The organism is Haloarcula sp. R1-2, assembly GCF_011627385.1.
GTDB classification, from domain to species: Archaea; Halobacteriota; Halobacteria; order Halobacteriales; family Haloarculaceae; genus Haloarcula; species Haloarcula marismortui.
The window spans coordinates 1,122,292-1,139,382 of sequence record NZ_JAANTG010000002.1 but is presented as its reverse complement, the minus strand read 5'-3'; the positions used below and the strand labels follow the sequence as shown (position 1 = coordinate 1,139,382).

Here is a 17,091-nt window from a genome sequence, read left to right as displayed (position 1 = left end):
TGCAGTCATCGCTGTGGCCAGTTGTCCGGCAGTTCATCGGCGTGGTTCTCAAGCAGCTCGAGCATCGGTTCTATTTCGTCGAATCGCTGGCCTCGTGATACCTCATCGGCCGCTCGGTCCCAGTTGATGTACGCTAAACTGGCCAGACGGGGTAAGTCATCGTGACGGAGTTCAGTTTCAGTACTCTGAGCGCCGACACTTCTTGGCAGAAAGTCGACAATCTGCCGTGGACTATCCTGCTTCAGCATGAACAGAATCATTCGACGACGGCGGGTAAACAATGCCTCAAACACCCGGTCCATCCCTGTGTCCCATATCACGTCCGGGATAGAAGTTTCCATCCAATAACAAGAGACACACTACTGATAATAAATGTCAGGGTACCGCCGTTCCCTTGCCGAGTCGGTCCTGAACTCTATAGGCGTGGTTACCGTATAAGGCTATCCTACTGTCCAGTACGCTGAGCTGCGCGCTACGATTCGCTCGACGTGCTTGACTCGACGCTGTCACGTCGCTCGCCCGGCATAATCGCAGGGTCTTTCCACAGCAGTGTGACGAGTATCGCAGCGGCGAGCGCTTCGAGGGTTTTGACCGCGGACTCGGTCGGCTCGGTGTTGAAATGGTCCAGTATCAGCAGGGCAGTGCTCCCGCCGTGGTGGCCGCCGCTCCCGGACGACGGCGCGGAGAACCCATCCACGAGGAAGGCACCGTGGCCGGTGGCGTGCCAGAACACCCACGCGGCAATGGATGCGACCATGAGGAGCGTCCCGGCGATATAGGCGTTCCGCAGGCCGATGACGCCCCGTGTAATGAGATACGGGCCGGCGAGCAACACCGCGGCGAAGGCGACGAACAGGAAGGGGCGAGGGTCCGGCGGGAGCCCCCGGCCGAACAGTCCCTCTATCGCTTGCGCGTAGATGATACTTCGCGGGAGTCCCCACCAGAGGTGAAACGCCGCCGTCGCAAAGACGAGTGCGGCGGCGGTTCCGCGGAGGAGTTTGGTCGTCCGGCGATCCATACCGGCAGTCGGGGAGGCAGTGGCAAGAGTGCGTCGAAGTGATGAGTGGTGCCACAGCTGCCCACTTGCGTTGGACCGCTGCCGAATTGATAATGGGGCTACCTCCGCGCGAGCGCGAGCGGCCCCGCAAGCGCCCGCACACCCGCGCTGTCGCCTGATTTTCCCGAAAGCCTTTAGAACAACTGACTCCGTACCGACGGGTAATGACAGAGACAGGTGGTGTCCGATGAGGCTGATTATCACCGAGAAGGACAACGCCGCTCGCCGCATCGCGGAGATCCTCTCAGAAGGGGGCGCGTCCGCGAATCGGCGAAACGGCGTCAACGTCTATCGGTGGGGAAACACCCGCGTCGTTGGTCTCTCCGGGCACGTTGTCGGCGTCGACTTCCCCGAGGAGTACAACGACTGGCGCGACGTAGAGCCAGTCGAACTCATCGACGCCGACGTGACGAAAGAACCCACGCAAGAGAACATCGTCACCACGCTGAAGCAACTGGCACGCGAGGCCGACGAGGCCACCATTGCGACTGACTACGACCGCGAGGGGGAACTCATCGGCAAGGAGGCCTACGAGCTCATCCGTGAGGAAACCGACGCGCCCGTCGACCGCGTGCGCTTCTCTTCGATCACCGAGCGAGAGGTCCGCGACGCCTTCGCAAACCCCGACGACATCGACTTCGACCTGGCGGCTGCAGGCGAGGCGCGTCAGATTATCGACCTCGTGTGGGGCGCAGCACTCACTCGTTTTCTCTCGCTGTCGGCCCGGCAACTGGGCGACGACTTCATCTCTGTGGGCCGAGTCCAGTCGCCGACGCTGAAACTCATTGTCGACCGCGAGCGCGAGATTCAGGCTTTCGACCCAGAGGACTACTGGGAGATCTTCGCCGACCTCCAGAAGAACGGCTCGGGGTTCGAGGCCCAGTACTTCTACGATGACGACGGGAAAGAGGCAGAACGGGTCTGGGTCGAGGACGACGCCGACGACGCCTACGCCGACCTGACGAACGTCGACGCGGCGACGGTGACGAGCGTCCGCCGCCGGACCCGCACCGACAGCCCGCCGACGCCGTTCAACACCACCGCCTTCATCTCCGCTGCGAGTTCACTGGGCTACTCCGCCCAGCAGGCGATGTCAATCGCCGAGGAGCTGTACACCACCGGTTACATCACCTACCCCCGAACGGACAACACGGTCTACCCGGACGACCTCGAAGAAGATGCCCTGCTCGATGAGTTCGTCGGGGCCGGACACTTCGGCGAGGACGCCGAGAAGCTGCTGGAGCAAGACGACATCACCGCCACCAAGGGCGACGAGGAGACCACCGACCACCCACCCATCCACCCAACCGGCGAGATTCCGCCGAAGGCCGACCTCTCGGACGACGAGTGGGAAATCTACGAACTGGTCGTCCGGCGCTTCTTCGCGACGGTCGCCGAGGCCGCCACGTGGGAGCACCTCCGTGTCGTCGCCGACGCCGGCGGCCGCTCGCTGAAAGCCAACGGCAAGCGCCTCGTCGAGCCGGGCTACCACGAGGTGTACCCCTACTCCAGCGCCAGCGAGAACCACGTCCCTGACGTGGAGGAAGGCGAAGAACTGGCCATCTCCGAGGTGCGGATGGAGGCCAAGCAGACCCAGCCGCCGCGTCGCTACGGCCAGTCGCGGCTCATCCAGACGATGGAGGACAAAGGGCTTGGGACGAAATGCCTCACAGCGGACAGTGACGTACTTGTCAGGTCTGAAAACGGAGATATCGAGCGACAGACAGTCGACTCGCTCTTTAGCGACGGACAGGTCGTCCTCGCTGACGGAGACACAGATATTGCGGTCAGTAAGGAGACACCGACGGTCCTTTCGCTTGACGAAGCGACTGAACGTGTCTCCGAACAGGAATCAACGCTCGTCAGTGAGCGGCCGTTGAGAGACGATGAGAGCGTTCGAACAATCGAAACCAGTCGCGGAGCGGTTACAGTTACCGACGACCACCCGATGTACATCCGGCAGGACGGCGAAGTCACAGTCCGTCCAGCGTCGGATATCGAGGCGGGAACCGACCTCGTCGCGGCTCGTAGACCGCCGGACACGATGGTCGAACCATCCGACGAAACGGTGCTTTCGTGGGAAACGTTCGCTGCGGACTGCGACAAGCACTCGAAGCTCTACGGCGTCGATTGCGGAACAGAACTCGCGGCACAACGAGCGGCGCGTGACGAGAGCCAGACTGCGTTTGCCGAGCGATACGGTTCCTACGGCTCTGCGGTTGGCAAATACGAACGCGGTGAAAAGGATGTCCCCGTCTGGTTGCTTGGCGAGTTGGATATCAGGCCGGACAGAATTCACGGGCTGAATTACGAGACGAGCTTCGAGAATCCATTCCCCTTGGAGTGGTCACCGGAACTGGCGCAGGTCATTGGCTGCCTCTTGGGTGACGGCTCGATACACCGCAACGACGATGAGAACGTCGTTGACGTGCGGTATCACAACACGGATGAGGCATTGATAGAGCGATTCGCTCGGGATATTGAACGACTATTCGATATCGAGCCGACCGTCACCGACCGTCCGGGACGAGAGTCACATCACAAGCGAAAGTATCAGGTCGATGTTCCATCAGCGGTCGGGCGTGTCCTCGTGTGCGTGTTGGAGGCCGTAACTGAGAACGGAACGCCGGTGCTTCCGGACGCAGTTCGGCCAGCGTTCGTTGGTGCACTGTTCGACGATGAGGGTCACATTTCCCGAGAAGGGAAGGCCTTTATTTCAAACACGGACCACACGCTTCTGACAGGCGTTGGAGAAATGCTCGCGGAGATGGGTATTGAAACGAAACTGGCCCCCGACCAGCACAAACTCCACATTCGGGGGCGGCGGAACCTCGAGCAGTTCCTCGATAGAATACCCATTGCGTCTGACGAGAAGTTCTATCGAGGACTCGACGCGCTCGACGCGTACGACGTAACTACGAGGAAAGCGGAGCTACTGGAAGCGATTCGGCAGGAGCCGAAGACGAGTGCCGCGCTCGCCCAGACTCTCGGCGTCACCCGGGGCAGCGTAAACAAGTATCTCCGCGAACTGCGCGAGAGCGGTCACATCGAAAAACAAATTGAGGGGAGCAATCGAAGTCTAGACGAGAACAGAACTGTTCAGTATGTTGCAGCCGATTTCGAAGGGTCCGTATACGCGACACTCCGCGGCGAACCGTCGTCGGTCACCGTTGAAGATGTCGAGCGCCGCGAGTACGACGGTCCGGTGTACGACCTCACTGTCAGCGAGAACGCGCCAAACTTCGCCGTCAATGGCGGTGCAGTAGTTCACAACTCAACCCGCCACAACTCCATCGAGAAACTGTACGACCGCGGCTACATCGAGGGCGACCCGCCCCGGCCGACGACGCTGGCGATGGCCGTCGTCGAAGCCGCCGAGGAGTTCGCTGACCACGTCGTCAGCGACGAGATGACCGCCCAGCTAGAGGCGGACATGACCGCCATCGCCAACGGCGAGGCCACGCTTGACGAGGTGGCCGACGAGTCCCGCGAGATGCTCAAGCGAGTGTTCGACGAACTGCGCGATTCCCGCGAGGAGATCGGCGAGCACCTCCAAGAGTCGCTGAAAGCCGACAAAACGCTCGGTCCCTGTCCGAAATGCGGCGAGGACATGCTGGTCCGGCGCTCGCGCCAGGGGTCGTACTTCGTCGGCTGTGACGGCTTCCCCGAGTGCCGTAACACGCTCCCGCTCCCGTCGACGGGCGAGCCGCAGGTGCTCGAAGACCACTGCGAGGAACACGACATGCACCACGTCAAGATGCTCGCCGGCCGGGACACGTTTGTCCACGGCTGTCCCCGCTGTAAGGCCGAGAAGGCCGACGAGAGCGAGGACGAGGTCATCGGGCCATGCCCGGAGTGTGGCTCGGAACACGACGGCGACCTCGCAATCAAACACCTCCGCTCGGGCTCCCGGCTGGTCGGCTGTACGCGCTACCCCGACTGTGACTACTCGCTGCCGCTGCCACGCAACGGCGACATCTCGGTGACCGAGGCGTTCTGCGAGGAACACGACCTGCCGGAGCTGGTCATCGACGCCGACAGTGACGACCCCTGGGAGCTTGGCTGTCCCATCTGTAACTACGAGGAGTATCAGGCCCGCACCGCCATCGAAGATCTGGAAGACCTGAACGGTATCGGCTCGGCGACCGCCGAAAAGCTCGGCGACGCCGGCGTCGACTCGCTGGCGGCGCTGCGGGAGGCCGACCCCGACATCGTCGCGACCGAGGTACAGGGCGTCAGCGCCACACAGGTCCGGGACTGGCAGGACGAACTGGAAGCCTGAGAGGGCCGCCGGTCAGTCAGCGACGAACGTCACGCCGTCACAGACCGGACACTCGACGGCGTCCGCGTTATCGGCTGTGACTGTGTCGACAGCACCGTAGACGACTGCGTGCGTTAGCGGCTCGGGTATCTGGCGCTCACAGAGCGGGCACTCAACGACGCCGGCTCGCAGTCGGTCTCGTTCGATGCTGTGGCCAGGAGTCATAACTGAAGGTGGGACGTGGAACTCGGGCCGTCGTCGTCATCAATACCGCCCTCGTGGGCGAACGTATAGTCGTCGTCCGTGAGGAACACGTCACCGTGGGTTTCCGAGACTTCGATACCTGGGAGCGTCGTCCCTGCGGCGTCGCCGTTGTCGCAGCCGCCGTCACAGGCGTCGAACAGTGAGCCGTGTCGGGGACAGATGAGCTGGTCGTCCCGCATCGGGACGCCCCGCCCGGTGTCGAACCGCTGTGCCTCGTGCGTACATCGGTTCACCCACGCCTCGACGCCGTCCTCGCAGGGAACGAGAACGACTTCTTCGAGGTCGCCGTAGGGGTCTTCGGCGGTGAACAGCCACGACCCGTCCTCGTGGACCGTCTCGACTGTCGTTAATCGCTGCACGACTGGCGCGTTAGGTTGCCGCCAGTATCAGCGTTACCGTGGGAGTAGAGCTATGAGTTCACTCGCCGGTCTCCGCGGCGATGAGACGCACCAGCGCAGTGACGAATACCTCGAACAGTCGCCAGACCAGCACACAGCTGACGACGAGCACGGCAAGGACGATGGCGACCAGCCAGAGGAGAAGGCCGTACTGCAACGCAGTGAGCAGTCCCGCCACCAGTCCGGCGACGAACCCGCCGACGAAGAGGCCGCCGGAAGCCTGGAGACAGCGGCGTTGCCAGCGGTCAAACGCCAGCGCGTCATCAGCCCCCAACAGCGATGGTAAGGCGAGACCGAGCCCGGCACCGCCCAGCGCGAGGATGAAGAAGACGCTGCCGAACAGATACGAGAGTCCGCGGACGAAGCCGTCGTCGGACGCCGACGCTGTCGGCATCGTCGAAAACGAGTACAGCACTGCCACCGTCACGACAGCACCCGTAAGAACGAGCACACCCCGGATGGCAGTGACGACGTACCGGCGTTTGTCCGCGGTCATCGTCTGACGATTGTAACATAGCCATCATAAATCTTCGGAGACGTATATATCCGGAGCCAATACCGGCCGGGCAGGACTGTCAGCGCGACCCACTGTGATGGGTGTATCCGAAGCGGTTATACGGCCACGCGCAAGTCTGGCTGGTATGAGCGACTGGGCGGACTGGGACCACATCGTGAAGATAGACCCCGACAAGACGCTGGTCGATGGAGAGACGTTCGAAGACGTCGCGGCGACGGGGACTGACGCCATCGAAGTCGGCGGGACCACCGGGATGACAGAGGAGAAGATGAAGCGGGTCGTCGACGCCTGCGGGAAACACGACATTCCCGTGTATATCGAGCCGTCCAACCCCGCGTCTGTCGTCCACAGCGACCGTCACGACGGCTATCTCGTGCCGGTCGTGATGAACGCTGGCGACGTAACCTGGATCACCGGCGCGCACAAGGAGTGGATACGTATCGACGACGAGATTGACTGGTCACGAACATTCACCGAGGCCTACATCGTCATGAACCCGGAGGCGTCGGTGGCATCCTACACGCAGGCCAACTGCGACCTCGACGCGGACGACGTGGCCGCCTACGCCGAAGCCGCAGAACACTTGCTGGGACAGGAAATCGTCTACGTGGAGTATTCGGGGATGCTCGGCGACCCCGATATCGTCGCCGCCGCCGCGGACATCCTTGACGACGCGACGCTGTTCTATGGCGGTGGCATCCACGACTACGAATCCGCCCGCACGATGGCACAGCACGCGGATACCATCGTCGTCGGTGACCTCGTCCACGATGAAGGCGTCGATGCGGTGCGAGAGACGGTGAAGGGCGCGAAAGACGCGACGGCGACAGTCCGGTAGCTAGAACGCCAGCCGTTCGAGCAGCCGACCGACGACGCCGCCGGGGTGGCGTTTTGTGTCTACTTCCATCGACGCGTGGTCGCTGTCCTGAATTGCTGACTGCGTGGTCCCGGTGCCGTTTGACGTACGGGCCGAAAGCCCACCGTTGCTTGCGTGGATCAGGAGCGTTCTGTCACTGTCAGCCGCGTCTATCGCCGCTGGAAGGTCGCCTCGGTCGACGAAGCTTCGATCTGTCGGGATGTCACAGAGGTCCAGCAGGTCGTCGTGGTACGCTTCGAGTTGCTGGCGTTCCTCGGCCGACTGGCGCTCGTCGAGCGGGTAGAGGAACTGGAGGTCGGCCCCGGTCGCTGTCGCGACAGCGTTCCCGACGCGGACTTTCAGTGGGTCGTACGGGCCATGGGTCGTGACCAGCGTGATCGTTTCCAGTGCGTCAAGCGGCTGTGCGTCGACGGCGATGGTGTCGCAGTCGGTCTGTTTCCGAATGCGGTCGATACTGTCGCCCAGCAGCGAGTCCTCGAACGACGCGCCACGTTCCACCAGAAGCACATCGACGCCGCGCTCTTCGACAGCGTTGGCGACGGCCCGCTCAGGATGGTGGCTGACGAGTTCGCCGTACTCGACAGGGGTATCGAGGGCAGCCGCCAGCGTATCGGTCCGACACTCGAATTCGAGGTCGTCTGGGGACTGCACGCCGGAGGCATAATCGAGGGGCTGCTGGTCAGGCACTTCGTCGAACTGGACGACAGAGAGGCTGCTGTCAGTGGGCGAAAGCGCGGCCCCGACTTCAAGCAGTGTGGCTTCGCTCTGCCGCGAAGCGCCCTCGGGGAGTGCGACAAGGACGGAGGTCTCTGCTGTCTCATCGAGCGTCTCCTCGGTCCGGTCGAGCGCGCGGTCGCCGATACTCCGGCGGACGGATTCCTTGATCGCGCCCTCTCTGGTGACTCGCGGTCGGACGTAGCCCAGATACCAGACGACACTGGCGATGACAATGCCGACGGCCCCGACAATCGCGATAAGGCCCATCTGCGTTAGCAGGGCGAAACCGGTCAGGGTGCCGAATATCGGCGTCCACGGGTACAGCGGAACCTCGAAGGAGGGGTCGTAGTCGGGAGCGTCGCTCTCACGGAAGCCGATGAGCGCGACGTTGATGAGCGCGAACACAAGGATCTTGAACGCGCTCGCGAGCTTGGCGATTTCCAGAATCGGAACGAAGAGGATGAGGAGCAACATGACGCCGCCGGTCAGCGTGATGGCAGTCACCGGCGTGCCGAAGCGGTCGCTGACCGTACTGAGCAGGTCGGGCGCGAGCCCGTCACGACTCATGGCGAACGGGTAGCGCGACGAGGAGAGGATACCGGCGTTGGCCGTGCTGACCAGCGCCAGAATCGCCGCCAGAACGACGGCCGCGACGCCAGCGGTACCGAGCGTTGCCTCGGCTGCATCAGCGATGGGCGTCGTGCTCCCGGCGAGCTGGTCGAGCGGAATGACGCCGACGACGACGGCGACGACGAGTACGTACAGCAGCGTGGTGAAGGCGAGCGAGCCCAGCATCCCGAGCGGAATGACGCGGTCCGGGTCCTCAACCTCCTCGGCGATAGAGGCGATTTTCGTCACGCCAGCGAAGGAGACAAACACGAGGCCGGTCGCGGCGAAGATGCCTTCGACGCCGTACTCCCACATCCCGCCGTACGTCGCGGTGTTGACTGCCGGCCCGCCGCCGGCGACGAACCAGCCGATCGCCACGAGCATGACTGCGACGATGCCGATCTGGAGTCGTCCGGTCTGTTCCGCGCCGAGGATGTTGACGAGGATGAGGACGGCGGCGAGCGTGATTGCAACCGGGCGGATCGGCAGGTCGAAGAGAAGAACGAGGTACGGCACGCCACCGACGAGTGCGAGCGCGCCCTTAAACGAGAGCGAGAACCATGTGCCGAGGCCGGAGACGGTGCCAAGCAGCGGCCCCATTGACCGCTCGATATAGACGTATGTGCCGCCGGCCTCCGGCATGGCTGTCGCCATTTCGGCCTTGCTGAGTGCGGCAGGAAGCACAAGCACGCCCGCGAGCAGGTAGGCGGCAATGATGCCGGCTCCGGCGTCTTTCACCGCCAGCGCCGGCAAAATGAAGATGCCACTGCCGACCATCGCGCCGATAGATATCGCTACTACTGACAGCAGTCCGAGGTCGCGTTCCAGGTCCTTGGCCATTGTTACGCGGTTTCAGGCGTCTGAAGTGTCGTTGCAACAGCGCGTTCCAGTTCGGTCGCCAAGACCTGCGAGCTACAGACCACTTCGGAAGCGACCGACTCGAACGCTGGTCGATGCTGCGGGTCGTTGAGCACGACGACCACGGTTTCGACATCGAACTGCGTCCGAAGCAGTTGTGTCACAAGGAACGCCCCGTGGTCCGCCTGCATCGATATCAGGGCGATATCGGTCGTCTGGGCCCCAGCGTCCCGGAGAACAGCGCGCTCCCGCCCGTCACCGACTACCACGCGGGTGTCGTCGGGCGTTTGCCCGGCAACGCCGTCGTGGTCGGTGACGAGACAGACATTGGTCTTTCGGTCTAACGTCGTTACTACCTCAGACCCGACGTGCCGGTCGCTGATGACCAGTACCGACGGAGGGTCGATGTCGTCGTCCACTCGCTCGCGGAGTGCGGTAAGAGATATCATTGGGTTCGTAGCGGCCGGAGCGACCCGGCCGACACGCACCCATTGGTTCCGATAGCCGATAAATATCTAGGATGAAATTCCGATTCCGGACTATTATGATTATATAATCAATATTCGGAAGGTTATATTAGCTAGTGTCTGCATCGGCATCGTCGTGCCCGAACTGGTGGAACGGCCGGGTGTACTCGTTCCGAATGAGGTCCTCGTCGACGACTTCCAGTCCGATATCGTTGAGGTCCCTTCCGATGCGGCTCAGGTCGTTTCCATCAGTTCCGACAACCTCGACGTGGACGTTGTCGGCCCCAGTCATGACTTCCCTGATGGCGACGACACCGGACACGTCGAGTGCCCGCTGTGCGACCTCCTCACGCTCGTGGATTGGAGCCGTACAGACAATGAGCGTATGGAGTTGATACCCCGCGGCCTCGTAATCGACATCGACATCGTAGCCGGCGATGACGCCAGCGTCTTCGAGCTTCGTGATGCGATTCCGAACAGTTCGTGCGGAGACGTCAAGCGATTCGGCTATCTCACTCGCTGACGTGTGTCTCGCATCCTGCTGGAGCGCGTAGATGATGTTCCGGTCCAAGTCGTCGATAGGGTACTCCGCGTCGGCCATGTCGATTGTTTCGGCGGCTACCAGTACAAAGGTTCAGGATATTGGACCGGACGCTGTGGTCTCGTCCGGCTGTTTTCGACACTCATCTGTGCCTCGCCAGCAGCGCGGAGGGAGTCGCTACGTGGGTTCGAGGCAGACGCCGCTGTGTCTCAGGGAAGCACCGACTGTTCGGTGAGTGTCACGGTTACCGATGGGTGGTATGCGACCCAGTCGGCATCCTCGCCTGTGCGATAGGAGAGGGGAACTTCGTCAAAGTAGCCCTGCAGCGTGTACGTGCCGGCCCCTGAAACCCGCCGCCCAATGAGTTCGTACTGCCGCTCAATCGATTCAGCAGCCGCTAGCGTTCCAGTGAGTGGGGCGCCGTCTTTACTCGCCCCGCTTGGCCGTACCTCGACGGTATCTGCCTCCGTATACTCGTCAGCCAGCAGTAGAATGTCAGCAGACACCGACTCTCCCGCTAGAGCCAGTCCTAACACCCCGAGTGGCCAGACGCCGGTGTTCTTGATGATAACGTCCTGTGTCCCAGTGTTTCGGAGCGCTATGTTCAGCTGCCCGGGACTCTCGATTGTTATTTCTCGGTCGACCGGTGTCACATCGAGTCCCAGCGGGTGCGAATCATCCTCGGTTTCCACGCTGGAGATAGTGTACTCAGGATCGCCCAGGCAGCCGGCGAGTCCGGACAGCGCCGCTGTCGACACGGTCAGATACCGGCGGCGGTTCATGCGTCCACCTCCGTAGCGCGGGCGGAGCCATCGGTCAGTGTCATGAAGATGTCCTCAACTGTCGCGTCTGAGGACAGGTCACAGGTGTCTCGGAGCGCCGGCAGGGTTCCTTCCACAATGAGGTCCCCCTCGTAGAGAATCCCGACGCGGTCACAGACCAGATCGACCTGACCGAGGACGTGGCTGGAGAAGAATACTGTTGCACCACGTTCAGACTCGGCTTCGACGACATCCCGCACCAGCGCGACACCGTGGGGGTCAAGCCCGGTGAACGGCTCATCAAGAATCAACAGATCCGGCTGCCCGACAAGACTCATCGCGAGTGCCAACCGCTGTTCCATCCCCTGTGAGAACTCGCCAGCGGGTCTTTCAATAGCATCCACCAGTCCGACGCGCTCAAGCAGTGCTCGCGGGTCGTCGTCCGCACGCTTCGTATCAATCACCAGTTCGAGATGCCGCCGCGCGGACAGCGACTCGTAGGTCTCGAAACGGTCGGGACAGATACCAACGCGCTGATGACAGGCGACGACATCGTTCCACGGGTCGTGGCCGAGAACGCGCGCTGTCCCCGACGTTGGTTTGATGTAGTCCATCAGCAGATTGATCGTGGTCGACTTGCCAGCGCCGTTCGGGCCGAGGAAACCGTACACCTCGCCCTGTGCAACAGTCATGTTCAGCGCATCAAGCGCAACAGTCTCGCCGTACTGTTTCGAAAGCCCATCGGTCTCGATTGCCGGTGGCGTCACGCGAGGTCACCTCGGTTGAATCGATACCGGGCCAGTGCCAGCGGGATGACTCCCCAGAGAAGCAATACGACGAGAGCGATCGATTCATGGAGATAGGCCGGGACTGGCTGTCCACTGAACGCTGCGTCGACAACGTACTCGTTGACCGAGTGCCCGGGATACAGTACCGTGGCGACTGACGTGTACTGGCCACCGGAGTTCGCCAGTCCGAGTATCCAGTTCGTGACAGTTCGGTACGCTCGACCCGGCGAAAACCGAAGGATAGCGAACAACAGGCCGTCAGCCGGCGGGCTGAGCGGATTCACTGCGTTCCCGGTCACAGCCGAGTAGAGACGGCCACCAACGATTTTCCACCCCAGTGTCAGCAGCAGAAAGAACCCACCAAAGAGCACGGCGGTTACACGGACTGTGCTGGTCGTCACTGCCGATGCCGCTGTTGCGATCGACACGAGCACAGCGATGTACAGCACCGTCACCAGAAACACGCCGATGAAACGTAACGGGGAGAACAGACCAAACTTCACACCACCAATAACCCCAAGAACAACTGCTGAAAGGGCAAATGGCAGCACAGCGCCGACGCTCCGACCGACGACTTTGCCGATGAGGATATCAGTCCGTGTGAGGGGCAATCCAAGCAGGAATTTCAGACTGCCCGATGTGCGCTCCTGAATAATCGACCGATACGTCAGTAACAGCACACAGAGCGGAAGGAGGATCGACCCGGCTACCTGCACGAACCCGACCGTAACGTCCGGGCCAAGCAGATCCCAACTGATGTAGGTGGGACCGTATCCCCAGACGACGAGCAGGGGTGCAAGTATCCAGATTCCTTTCGATTTGAGCAACGCAACTGCCTCTTTCCGTGCAAGGGGAAACCATCGGGGGAGGGCCATGTGGTCGGGTTTGAAAGTGTAGTATATAAAACACACTGTCAACTGCTACTATGTTTAAACGAAAACGAGCTATCGCTCCGGTTGGGCCTGAAAGGCACTGGCGTCCCTGCTTAAGACCAACCGTGTTCTGAGAGTGCCCTACCCTCGCCTCGAAAGACTGTTCTTAAGTTGTGGCCACAAGAACGAACAGCCATGGAAAACCGAACTTACACGGCGGACGCAACGCCGGGTGACACGGTCACCGTCGCCGGCTGGGTCCACGAGATCCGAGACCTCGGTGGTATTGCCTTCCTTATCCTTCGAGACACCAGCGGAAAGATACAGGTCAAATTCGAGAAAGACGAGATGGACGACGACCTCGTGGAGACGGGGCTGAACGTCCAGCGTGAATCGGTCATTTCGGTGACCGGTGCTGTCGAAGAGGAGCCACGCGCGCCGACCGGTGTCGAGGTCACACCGGAGTCCGTCGACGTGATTTCGGAAGCCGACCCCGAACTGCCGCTCGACCCGTCAGGGAAGGTCGACGCCGAACTGCCGACCCGCCTCGACAACCGGACGCTTGACCTCCGCAAGGACGAGGTGAAGGCCATCTTCGAGATCCGCGCTGAGGTCCTCCGGTCGGTCCGCGAGGCGTTCCGAGAGCTCAACTGCACGGAGATCAACACGCCGAAGATCGTCGCCACGGGGACCGAGGGCGGTACCGAGCTGTTCCCGATCACGTACTTCGGCCAGGAAGCGTTCATGAACCAGAGCCCGCAGCTGTTCAAGCAGCTGATGGTCGGCTCCGGCCTCGAACGCGTCTTCGAAATCGGCCCGATCTTCCGCGCCGAGGAGCACAACACGCCACGGCATCTCAACGAGGCGACCTCCATCGACTTCGAGTCGGCCTTCTACGACCACACCGAGGCGATGGACGCCTGCGAGCACGTCGTCCAGTCCGCCTACGAGGGCGTCGCCGAGAACTGTCAGGACGAACTGGAAGCGCTCGGGCTCGAAGACGAGTTCGCGGCCCCCGAGGGCGACTTCCCACGGCTCACCTACGAAGAGGCGCTCGACAAAATCAACGCCACCGGCGAACTCGACGAGCCGCTGGTGTGGGGCGACGACCTCTCGACGGAGGCCGAGCACGTCCTCGGGCAGGAAGTCGGCGAGCACTACTTCATCACGGACTGGCCCAGCGAGATCAAGCCGTTCTACATCAAGGACCACGACGACGATGAAGAGGTCTCGACCGGCTTCGACATGATGCACCCGTCGATGGAACTGGTCTCAGGCGGCCAGCGTGAGCACCGCTTCGACCACCTCGTCGAAGGATTCGAACAGCAAGGGCTGGACCCGGAAGCCTTCGAGTACTACACCAAGATGTTCAAGTACGGGATGCCGCCACACGCCGGCTGGGGCCTCGGCGGCGAGCGCCTCATCATGACGATGCTCGGGCTGGAGAACATCCGGGAAGCGGTGCTGTTCCCGCGAGACCGGCAGCGTCTGTCGCCGTAGGCGACGATGTGACTGCCGAGCGGGAGCTTGTGAGGCGAGCGGAGCGAGTCTCACAGTGTCGTCGGCTCGCCGTGGCGAGCCAACTGCAGGCGGTTCCGTAGGAATCGCCCCGTTCCCGCGAGACCGGCAGCGTCTGAGCCCGTAGGAAGCGAGGTTTTGACCGCAGGAAAGAACCTCGGTAACGCGAGCAGAGCGGGACCGAAGGTCCCGCAGGCAGTCGGGCGGTACCACCGCCCGACGACGGGGAGAAACGACCCGCGAGCGGCGAAGACCTGAGAGCCAGCGGGACGAGCGTAGTGAGTCCCGCAGGACCGACAGCGACTCTCTCCGTAGAAATCGAGGGGCTGTCCCCGAGGAAGACCCTCGCCCTGTCTCGCAGTGATTCAACTTTGCCAAGCGTAGGGTGTTAAACGCGGACAACCGCAGGGCTGCACACCGAGTTAGCACGAGGGCGGGGGCCGACCTGCCCCTGACTATGCGTTTGCCGCCGCCTGCTTCAGAATCTGAGGAGCGACCACAGCTTCGAGGACAGCGATACCGAGTGCAACATACCGTATCGTTCCTTCAAGGAGGAGGAACGCGACAGCCGCGACGACCGCGGCGCTGACCAATGGGATACCGTAGCGAATGGCTGGGTTTTCGAATGGGGAGGGCATACAGACTAGTCACTTGGGCAACATAACTTATCTTTTCTGCATCTGCTACTGTACGGGCAGGGATAGAGAACGGCCAGAATACGGCCAAGGATACGCCAGCAGGAGGATACTGCCCACGGCTCGATGCGCTACTCAGTCGTCTGCGGGCGCAGCGCCGCCGGAGCCAATGCCCATCCCGGACCCTGAGACGGTGCCTTCGTTGGTGGCGACCCAGCGCAGGAGTAGGAAGGCGAAGACGTACTTTGCGAGGATATCCAGCCCAGAGTAGCCCCACGAGGTGACGCCGACGCTCAGGAGGGCAACGCCCTCGGAGCCCAGCGCCCACAGAATCGGGTAGCCGAGCCAGAGCACCACAGTGAGAATCTTGAGCGTCCCGAATATCTCGCTTGTTCCGGCGGCCTCTGCGTCGGCCGGCCACTGGACGAGCAGGACGTACAGCACTGCGACGAAGAACGCACAGCTGATGCCGTAAAACACCCAGCGCAGCAGGTGCGAAGAGGTGATGAGCGCGGCGGCGAGGCCGGTCACACACATCCCGATGTCCATCGTGATTGCGGTGAACAGCGACGCAATGTCAGTGTCAGCCAGCAGGCCCAGCGCCAGGAGAATCATCGGTGTCGAGAACGTCCACGTCAGGTAGCGGCCCCACGGTGATAGGACCTCCTGTCCGGCGAGGGCGTGGCCCGGCGGCATCTGCAGAAACCCGACTGTCAGCCCGGAGGCTAGACCGGCATAGCTGGAAATCGAGACCAGCGGCACCAGCATCGTCGCGACCCAGATGAGTTTCGCACGGGGCGACTCGAGGTCTCGACCCATCGCGACGAACAGGAGGATGACGACGCCCGCCAGCGCGATGTTCACCCAGATCGATGAATTCAGGAGGAAATTCGACTGTATCTCCTGTAACACGTCTGACTGTGTCGCCTGAAGCACTGTCGTTGCAGTGGTACTGGCAGCTGTCATGTACACTAATTACGAAGAGAACACTTAAAGACGCGTACCCAAACGGTATCGGTATCCGCTGTTAGATTCGGGTTTCGGAAGGACAAGACCAGTCCCGGACACGAGGTGGAATTACTGTGTTAAACTGTCTCATACTATGCCTATCCACTCGCGTCAGCGGCGGGCGGCTCACTCCGGGAACAGCTCTTCTTCACGCTCGATGGCTTCGATGCGCGCAATTTCGGCGTCGGTCAGTTCCAGGTCGGCAGCGGCGAGGTTGGCTTCGAGGTGGGACTGTGAGGACGCCTTTGGAATCGTGACGACGTTCTCGTAGCTGGTCACCCAGGCGATGCTGACGGCGGCCGGCGTCGTCTCGTGCTGGGCAGCGATGTTGAGGATGGTCGGTTCCTCGAACACGCGACCGCCGGCCAGTGGTGCGTACGCGACCAGTGGGTAGTCGTGTTTCTGTGCGTCAGTGAGCAGTGATTCGCGCCAGAACAGCGGATGGAACTCGACCTGATGTGCAGCAATCTTATCGAGGAACTCGCGCGCGTCAACCAACTGGTCCGGGTCGAAGTTCGAGAGCCCAACGTGCGCTGTCAGTCCCGCCTCGCGCACAGCCTCGACAGCGGGCAGGGTCGTTTCGGGGTTGTAGTCGCCACGTGGACGGTGGACGTACAGCAGGTCGACGGCGTCGAGGCCGAGCCGGTCGAGGCTCGCTTCCGTCGCTGGGCGGACAGCAGTTGCTTCAAGCGCGTCGATCCAGAGCTTCGTCGCGACAGTCAGATCGGCCCGGTCGGTGTCGGCGGCGGCGATGCCCGCGCCCACAGTGCTCTCGTTGTCGTAGATTTGAGCGGTATCGAGGTGGCGGTAGCCACAGTCAATGGCTGCCCGAACAACGGCTTCGTCCTCGATACCCATCGTACCGAGTCCGACCGGTGGAAGGTCCATGCATTCCAGTTGAACGCTGTGGTAAAAAATAGCCCGTCTCCACTAGTCCGTATCC

At 61.9% G+C, this 17,091-nt stretch carries 17 protein-coding genes; 3 read left to right on the top strand and 14 right to left on the bottom strand.

Translation table 11 applies throughout. From position 1 onward, the window contains the following. Positions 1–5 precede the first annotated feature (5 nt). Together G9C82_RS13905 and G9C82_RS13900 are read right to left on the bottom strand one after the other, a co-directional pair. Complete coding sequence (locus G9C82_RS13905; RefSeq protein ID WP_004957532.1) at positions 6–302, bottom strand: hypothetical protein; 297 nt, start codon at positions 300–302, stop codon at positions 6–8. A 170-nt stretch (positions 303–472) separates the two neighbouring features. Further along, positions 473–1,018 carry a hypothetical protein gene (locus G9C82_RS13900; protein WP_127014408.1) on the bottom strand — a complete coding sequence of 182 codons (546 nt, stop codon included), beginning with the start codon at positions 1,016–1,018 and terminating at the stop codon, positions 473–475. Between the two features lie 226 nt (positions 1,019–1,244). Here G9C82_RS13900 and G9C82_RS13895 point away from each other — a divergent pair, with 226 nt between their 5' ends. Next, positions 1,245–5,339, top strand: a complete 4,095-nt coding sequence (locus tag G9C82_RS13895; protein WP_127014407.1) for a DNA topoisomerase I — start codon at positions 1,245–1,247, stop codon at positions 5,337–5,339. Positions 5,340–5,351: 12 nt separating this feature from the next. On the opposite strand, the gene G9C82_RS13890 is transcribed toward G9C82_RS13895, so the two are convergent. From G9C82_RS13890 to G9C82_RS13880, 3 genes are read right to left on the bottom strand one after another with little or no spacing between them, the layout of a single operon-like run. Next, complete coding sequence (locus G9C82_RS13890; RefSeq protein ID WP_121303464.1) at positions 5,352–5,543, bottom strand: hypothetical protein; 192 nt, start codon at positions 5,541–5,543, stop codon at positions 5,352–5,354. Then, positions 5,540–5,941: a Rieske 2Fe-2S domain-containing protein gene (locus G9C82_RS13885; RefSeq protein WP_127014406.1), complete on the bottom strand. Its 402-nt coding sequence runs from the start codon at positions 5,939–5,941 to the stop codon at positions 5,540–5,542. The genes G9C82_RS13890 and G9C82_RS13885 overlap by 4 nt, the downstream gene beginning before the upstream one ends. 58 nt (positions 5,942–5,999) lie before the next feature. After that, positions 6,000–6,476: a hypothetical protein gene (locus tag G9C82_RS13880; protein WP_004957546.1), complete on the bottom strand. Its 477-nt coding sequence runs from the start codon at positions 6,474–6,476 to the stop codon at positions 6,000–6,002. Between the two features lie 145 nt (positions 6,477–6,621). Here G9C82_RS13880 and G9C82_RS13875 point away from each other — a divergent pair, with 145 nt between their 5' ends. Next, positions 6,622–7,335 (top strand): phosphoglycerol geranylgeranyltransferase, encoded by a 714-nt coding sequence (locus tag G9C82_RS13875; protein ID WP_049938902.1) that lies wholly within the window; start codon positions 6,622–6,624, stop codon positions 7,333–7,335. Here the strand turns inward: G9C82_RS13875 and G9C82_RS13870 are convergent, their stop codons facing one another. From G9C82_RS13870 to G9C82_RS13845, 6 genes are all read right to left on the bottom strand, one after another. Next, complete coding sequence (locus tag G9C82_RS13870; protein WP_004957552.1) at positions 7,336–9,540, bottom strand: APC family permease; 2,205 nt, start codon at positions 9,538–9,540, stop codon at positions 7,336–7,338. Positions 9,541–9,542: 2 nt separating this feature from the next. After that, entirely contained in the window at positions 9,543–10,007 is a 465-nt protein-coding gene (locus G9C82_RS13865; RefSeq protein ID WP_127014405.1) for an NAD-binding protein, read from the bottom strand. A gap of 127 nt (positions 10,008–10,134) precedes the next feature. Continuing rightward, the gene (locus tag G9C82_RS13860; protein ID WP_004957559.1) at positions 10,135–10,626 is read right to left on the bottom strand and encodes an Lrp/AsnC family transcriptional regulator; all 492 of its coding nucleotides are present in this window, start codon (positions 10,624–10,626) and stop codon (positions 10,135–10,137) included. A gap of 149 nt (positions 10,627–10,775) precedes the next feature. After that, the gene (locus tag G9C82_RS13855; RefSeq protein ID WP_127014404.1) at positions 10,776–11,348 is read right to left on the bottom strand and encodes a hypothetical protein; all 573 of its coding nucleotides are present in this window, start codon (positions 11,346–11,348) and stop codon (positions 10,776–10,778) included. After that, entirely contained in the window at positions 11,345–12,094 is a 750-nt protein-coding gene (locus G9C82_RS13850) for an ABC transporter ATP-binding protein (protein WP_007187677.1), read from the bottom strand. The genes G9C82_RS13855 and G9C82_RS13850 overlap by 4 nt, the downstream gene beginning before the upstream one ends. Next, positions 12,091–12,990 (bottom strand): ABC transporter permease subunit, encoded by a 900-nt coding sequence (locus G9C82_RS13845; protein WP_127014403.1) that lies wholly within the window; start codon positions 12,988–12,990, stop codon positions 12,091–12,093. The genes G9C82_RS13850 and G9C82_RS13845 overlap by 4 nt, the downstream gene beginning before the upstream one ends. A 192-nt stretch (positions 12,991–13,182) precedes the next feature. On the opposite strand from G9C82_RS13845, the gene aspS reads away from it, so the two are divergent. Further along, positions 13,183–14,487 (top strand): aspartate--tRNA(Asn) ligase, encoded by a 1,305-nt coding sequence (gene aspS / locus G9C82_RS13840; RefSeq protein ID WP_127014402.1) that lies wholly within the window; start codon positions 13,183–13,185, stop codon positions 14,485–14,487. A gap of 473 nt (positions 14,488–14,960) precedes the next feature. Here the strand turns inward: aspS and G9C82_RS13835 are convergent, their stop codons facing one another. From G9C82_RS13835 to G9C82_RS13825, 3 genes are all read right to left on the bottom strand, one after another. Continuing rightward, positions 14,961–15,143 (bottom strand): hypothetical protein, encoded by a 183-nt coding sequence (locus tag G9C82_RS13835; RefSeq protein ID WP_127014401.1) that lies wholly within the window; start codon positions 15,141–15,143, stop codon positions 14,961–14,963. Positions 15,144–15,275: 132 nt separating this feature from the next. Next, positions 15,276–16,106: a halorhodopsin gene (gene hop / locus G9C82_RS13830; protein ID WP_004957575.1), complete on the bottom strand. Its 831-nt coding sequence runs from the start codon at positions 16,104–16,106 to the stop codon at positions 15,276–15,278. Positions 16,107–16,274: 168 nt separating this feature from the next. Next, the gene (locus tag G9C82_RS13825) at positions 16,275–17,036 is read right to left on the bottom strand and encodes an aldo/keto reductase (protein ID WP_127014400.1); all 762 of its coding nucleotides are present in this window, start codon (positions 17,034–17,036) and stop codon (positions 16,275–16,277) included. Between the last annotated feature and the right edge of the window lie 55 nt (positions 17,037–17,091).

What these genes read in the sequence shown, in the direction of transcription:
- G9C82_RS13905 (WP_004957532.1), bottom strand. Translation starts at nt 302, where the DNA reads ATGGACCGGGTGTTTGAGGCATTGTTTACCCGCCGTCGTCGAATGATT.
- G9C82_RS13900 (WP_127014408.1), bottom strand. Translation starts at nt 1,018, where the DNA reads ATGGATCGCCGGACGACCAAACTCCTCCGCGGAACCGCCGCCGCACTC.
- G9C82_RS13895 (WP_127014407.1), top strand. Translation starts at nt 1,245, where the DNA reads ATGAGGCTGATTATCACCGAGAAGGACAACGCCGCTCGCCGCATCGCG.
- G9C82_RS13890 (WP_121303464.1), bottom strand. Translation starts at nt 5,543, where the DNA reads ATGACTCCTGGCCACAGCATCGAACGAGACCGACTGCGAGCCGGCGTC.
- G9C82_RS13880 (WP_004957546.1), bottom strand. Translation starts at nt 6,476, where the DNA reads ATGACCGCGGACAAACGCCGGTACGTCGTCACTGCCATCCGGGGTGTG.
- G9C82_RS13875 (WP_049938902.1), top strand. Translation starts at nt 6,622, where the DNA reads ATGAGCGACTGGGCGGACTGGGACCACATCGTGAAGATAGACCCCGAC.
- G9C82_RS13870 (WP_004957552.1), bottom strand. Translation starts at nt 9,540, where the DNA reads ATGGCCAAGGACCTGGAACGCGACCTCGGACTGCTGTCAGTAGTAGCG.
- G9C82_RS13865 (WP_127014405.1), bottom strand. Translation starts at nt 10,007, where the DNA reads ATGATATCTCTTACCGCACTCCGCGAGCGAGTGGACGACGACATCGAC.
- G9C82_RS13860 (WP_004957559.1), bottom strand. Translation starts at nt 10,626, where the DNA reads ATGGCCGACGCGGAGTACCCTATCGACGACTTGGACCGGAACATCATC.
- G9C82_RS13855 (WP_127014404.1), bottom strand. Translation starts at nt 11,348, where the DNA reads ATGAACCGCCGCCGGTATCTGACCGTGTCGACAGCGGCGCTGTCCGGA.
- G9C82_RS13845 (WP_127014403.1), bottom strand. Translation starts at nt 12,990, where the DNA reads ATGGCCCTCCCCCGATGGTTTCCCCTTGCACGGAAAGAGGCAGTTGCG.
- aspS (WP_127014402.1), top strand. Translation starts at nt 13,183, where the DNA reads ATGGAAAACCGAACTTACACGGCGGACGCAACGCCGGGTGACACGGTC.
- G9C82_RS13835 (WP_127014401.1), bottom strand. Translation starts at nt 15,143, where the DNA reads ATGCCCTCCCCATTCGAAAACCCAGCCATTCGCTACGGTATCCCATTG.
- hop (WP_004957575.1), bottom strand. Translation starts at nt 16,106, where the DNA reads ATGACAGCTGCCAGTACCACTGCAACGACAGTGCTTCAGGCGACACAG.
- G9C82_RS13825 (WP_127014400.1), bottom strand. Translation starts at nt 17,036, where the DNA reads ATGGACCTTCCACCGGTCGGACTCGGTACGATGGGTATCGAGGACGAA.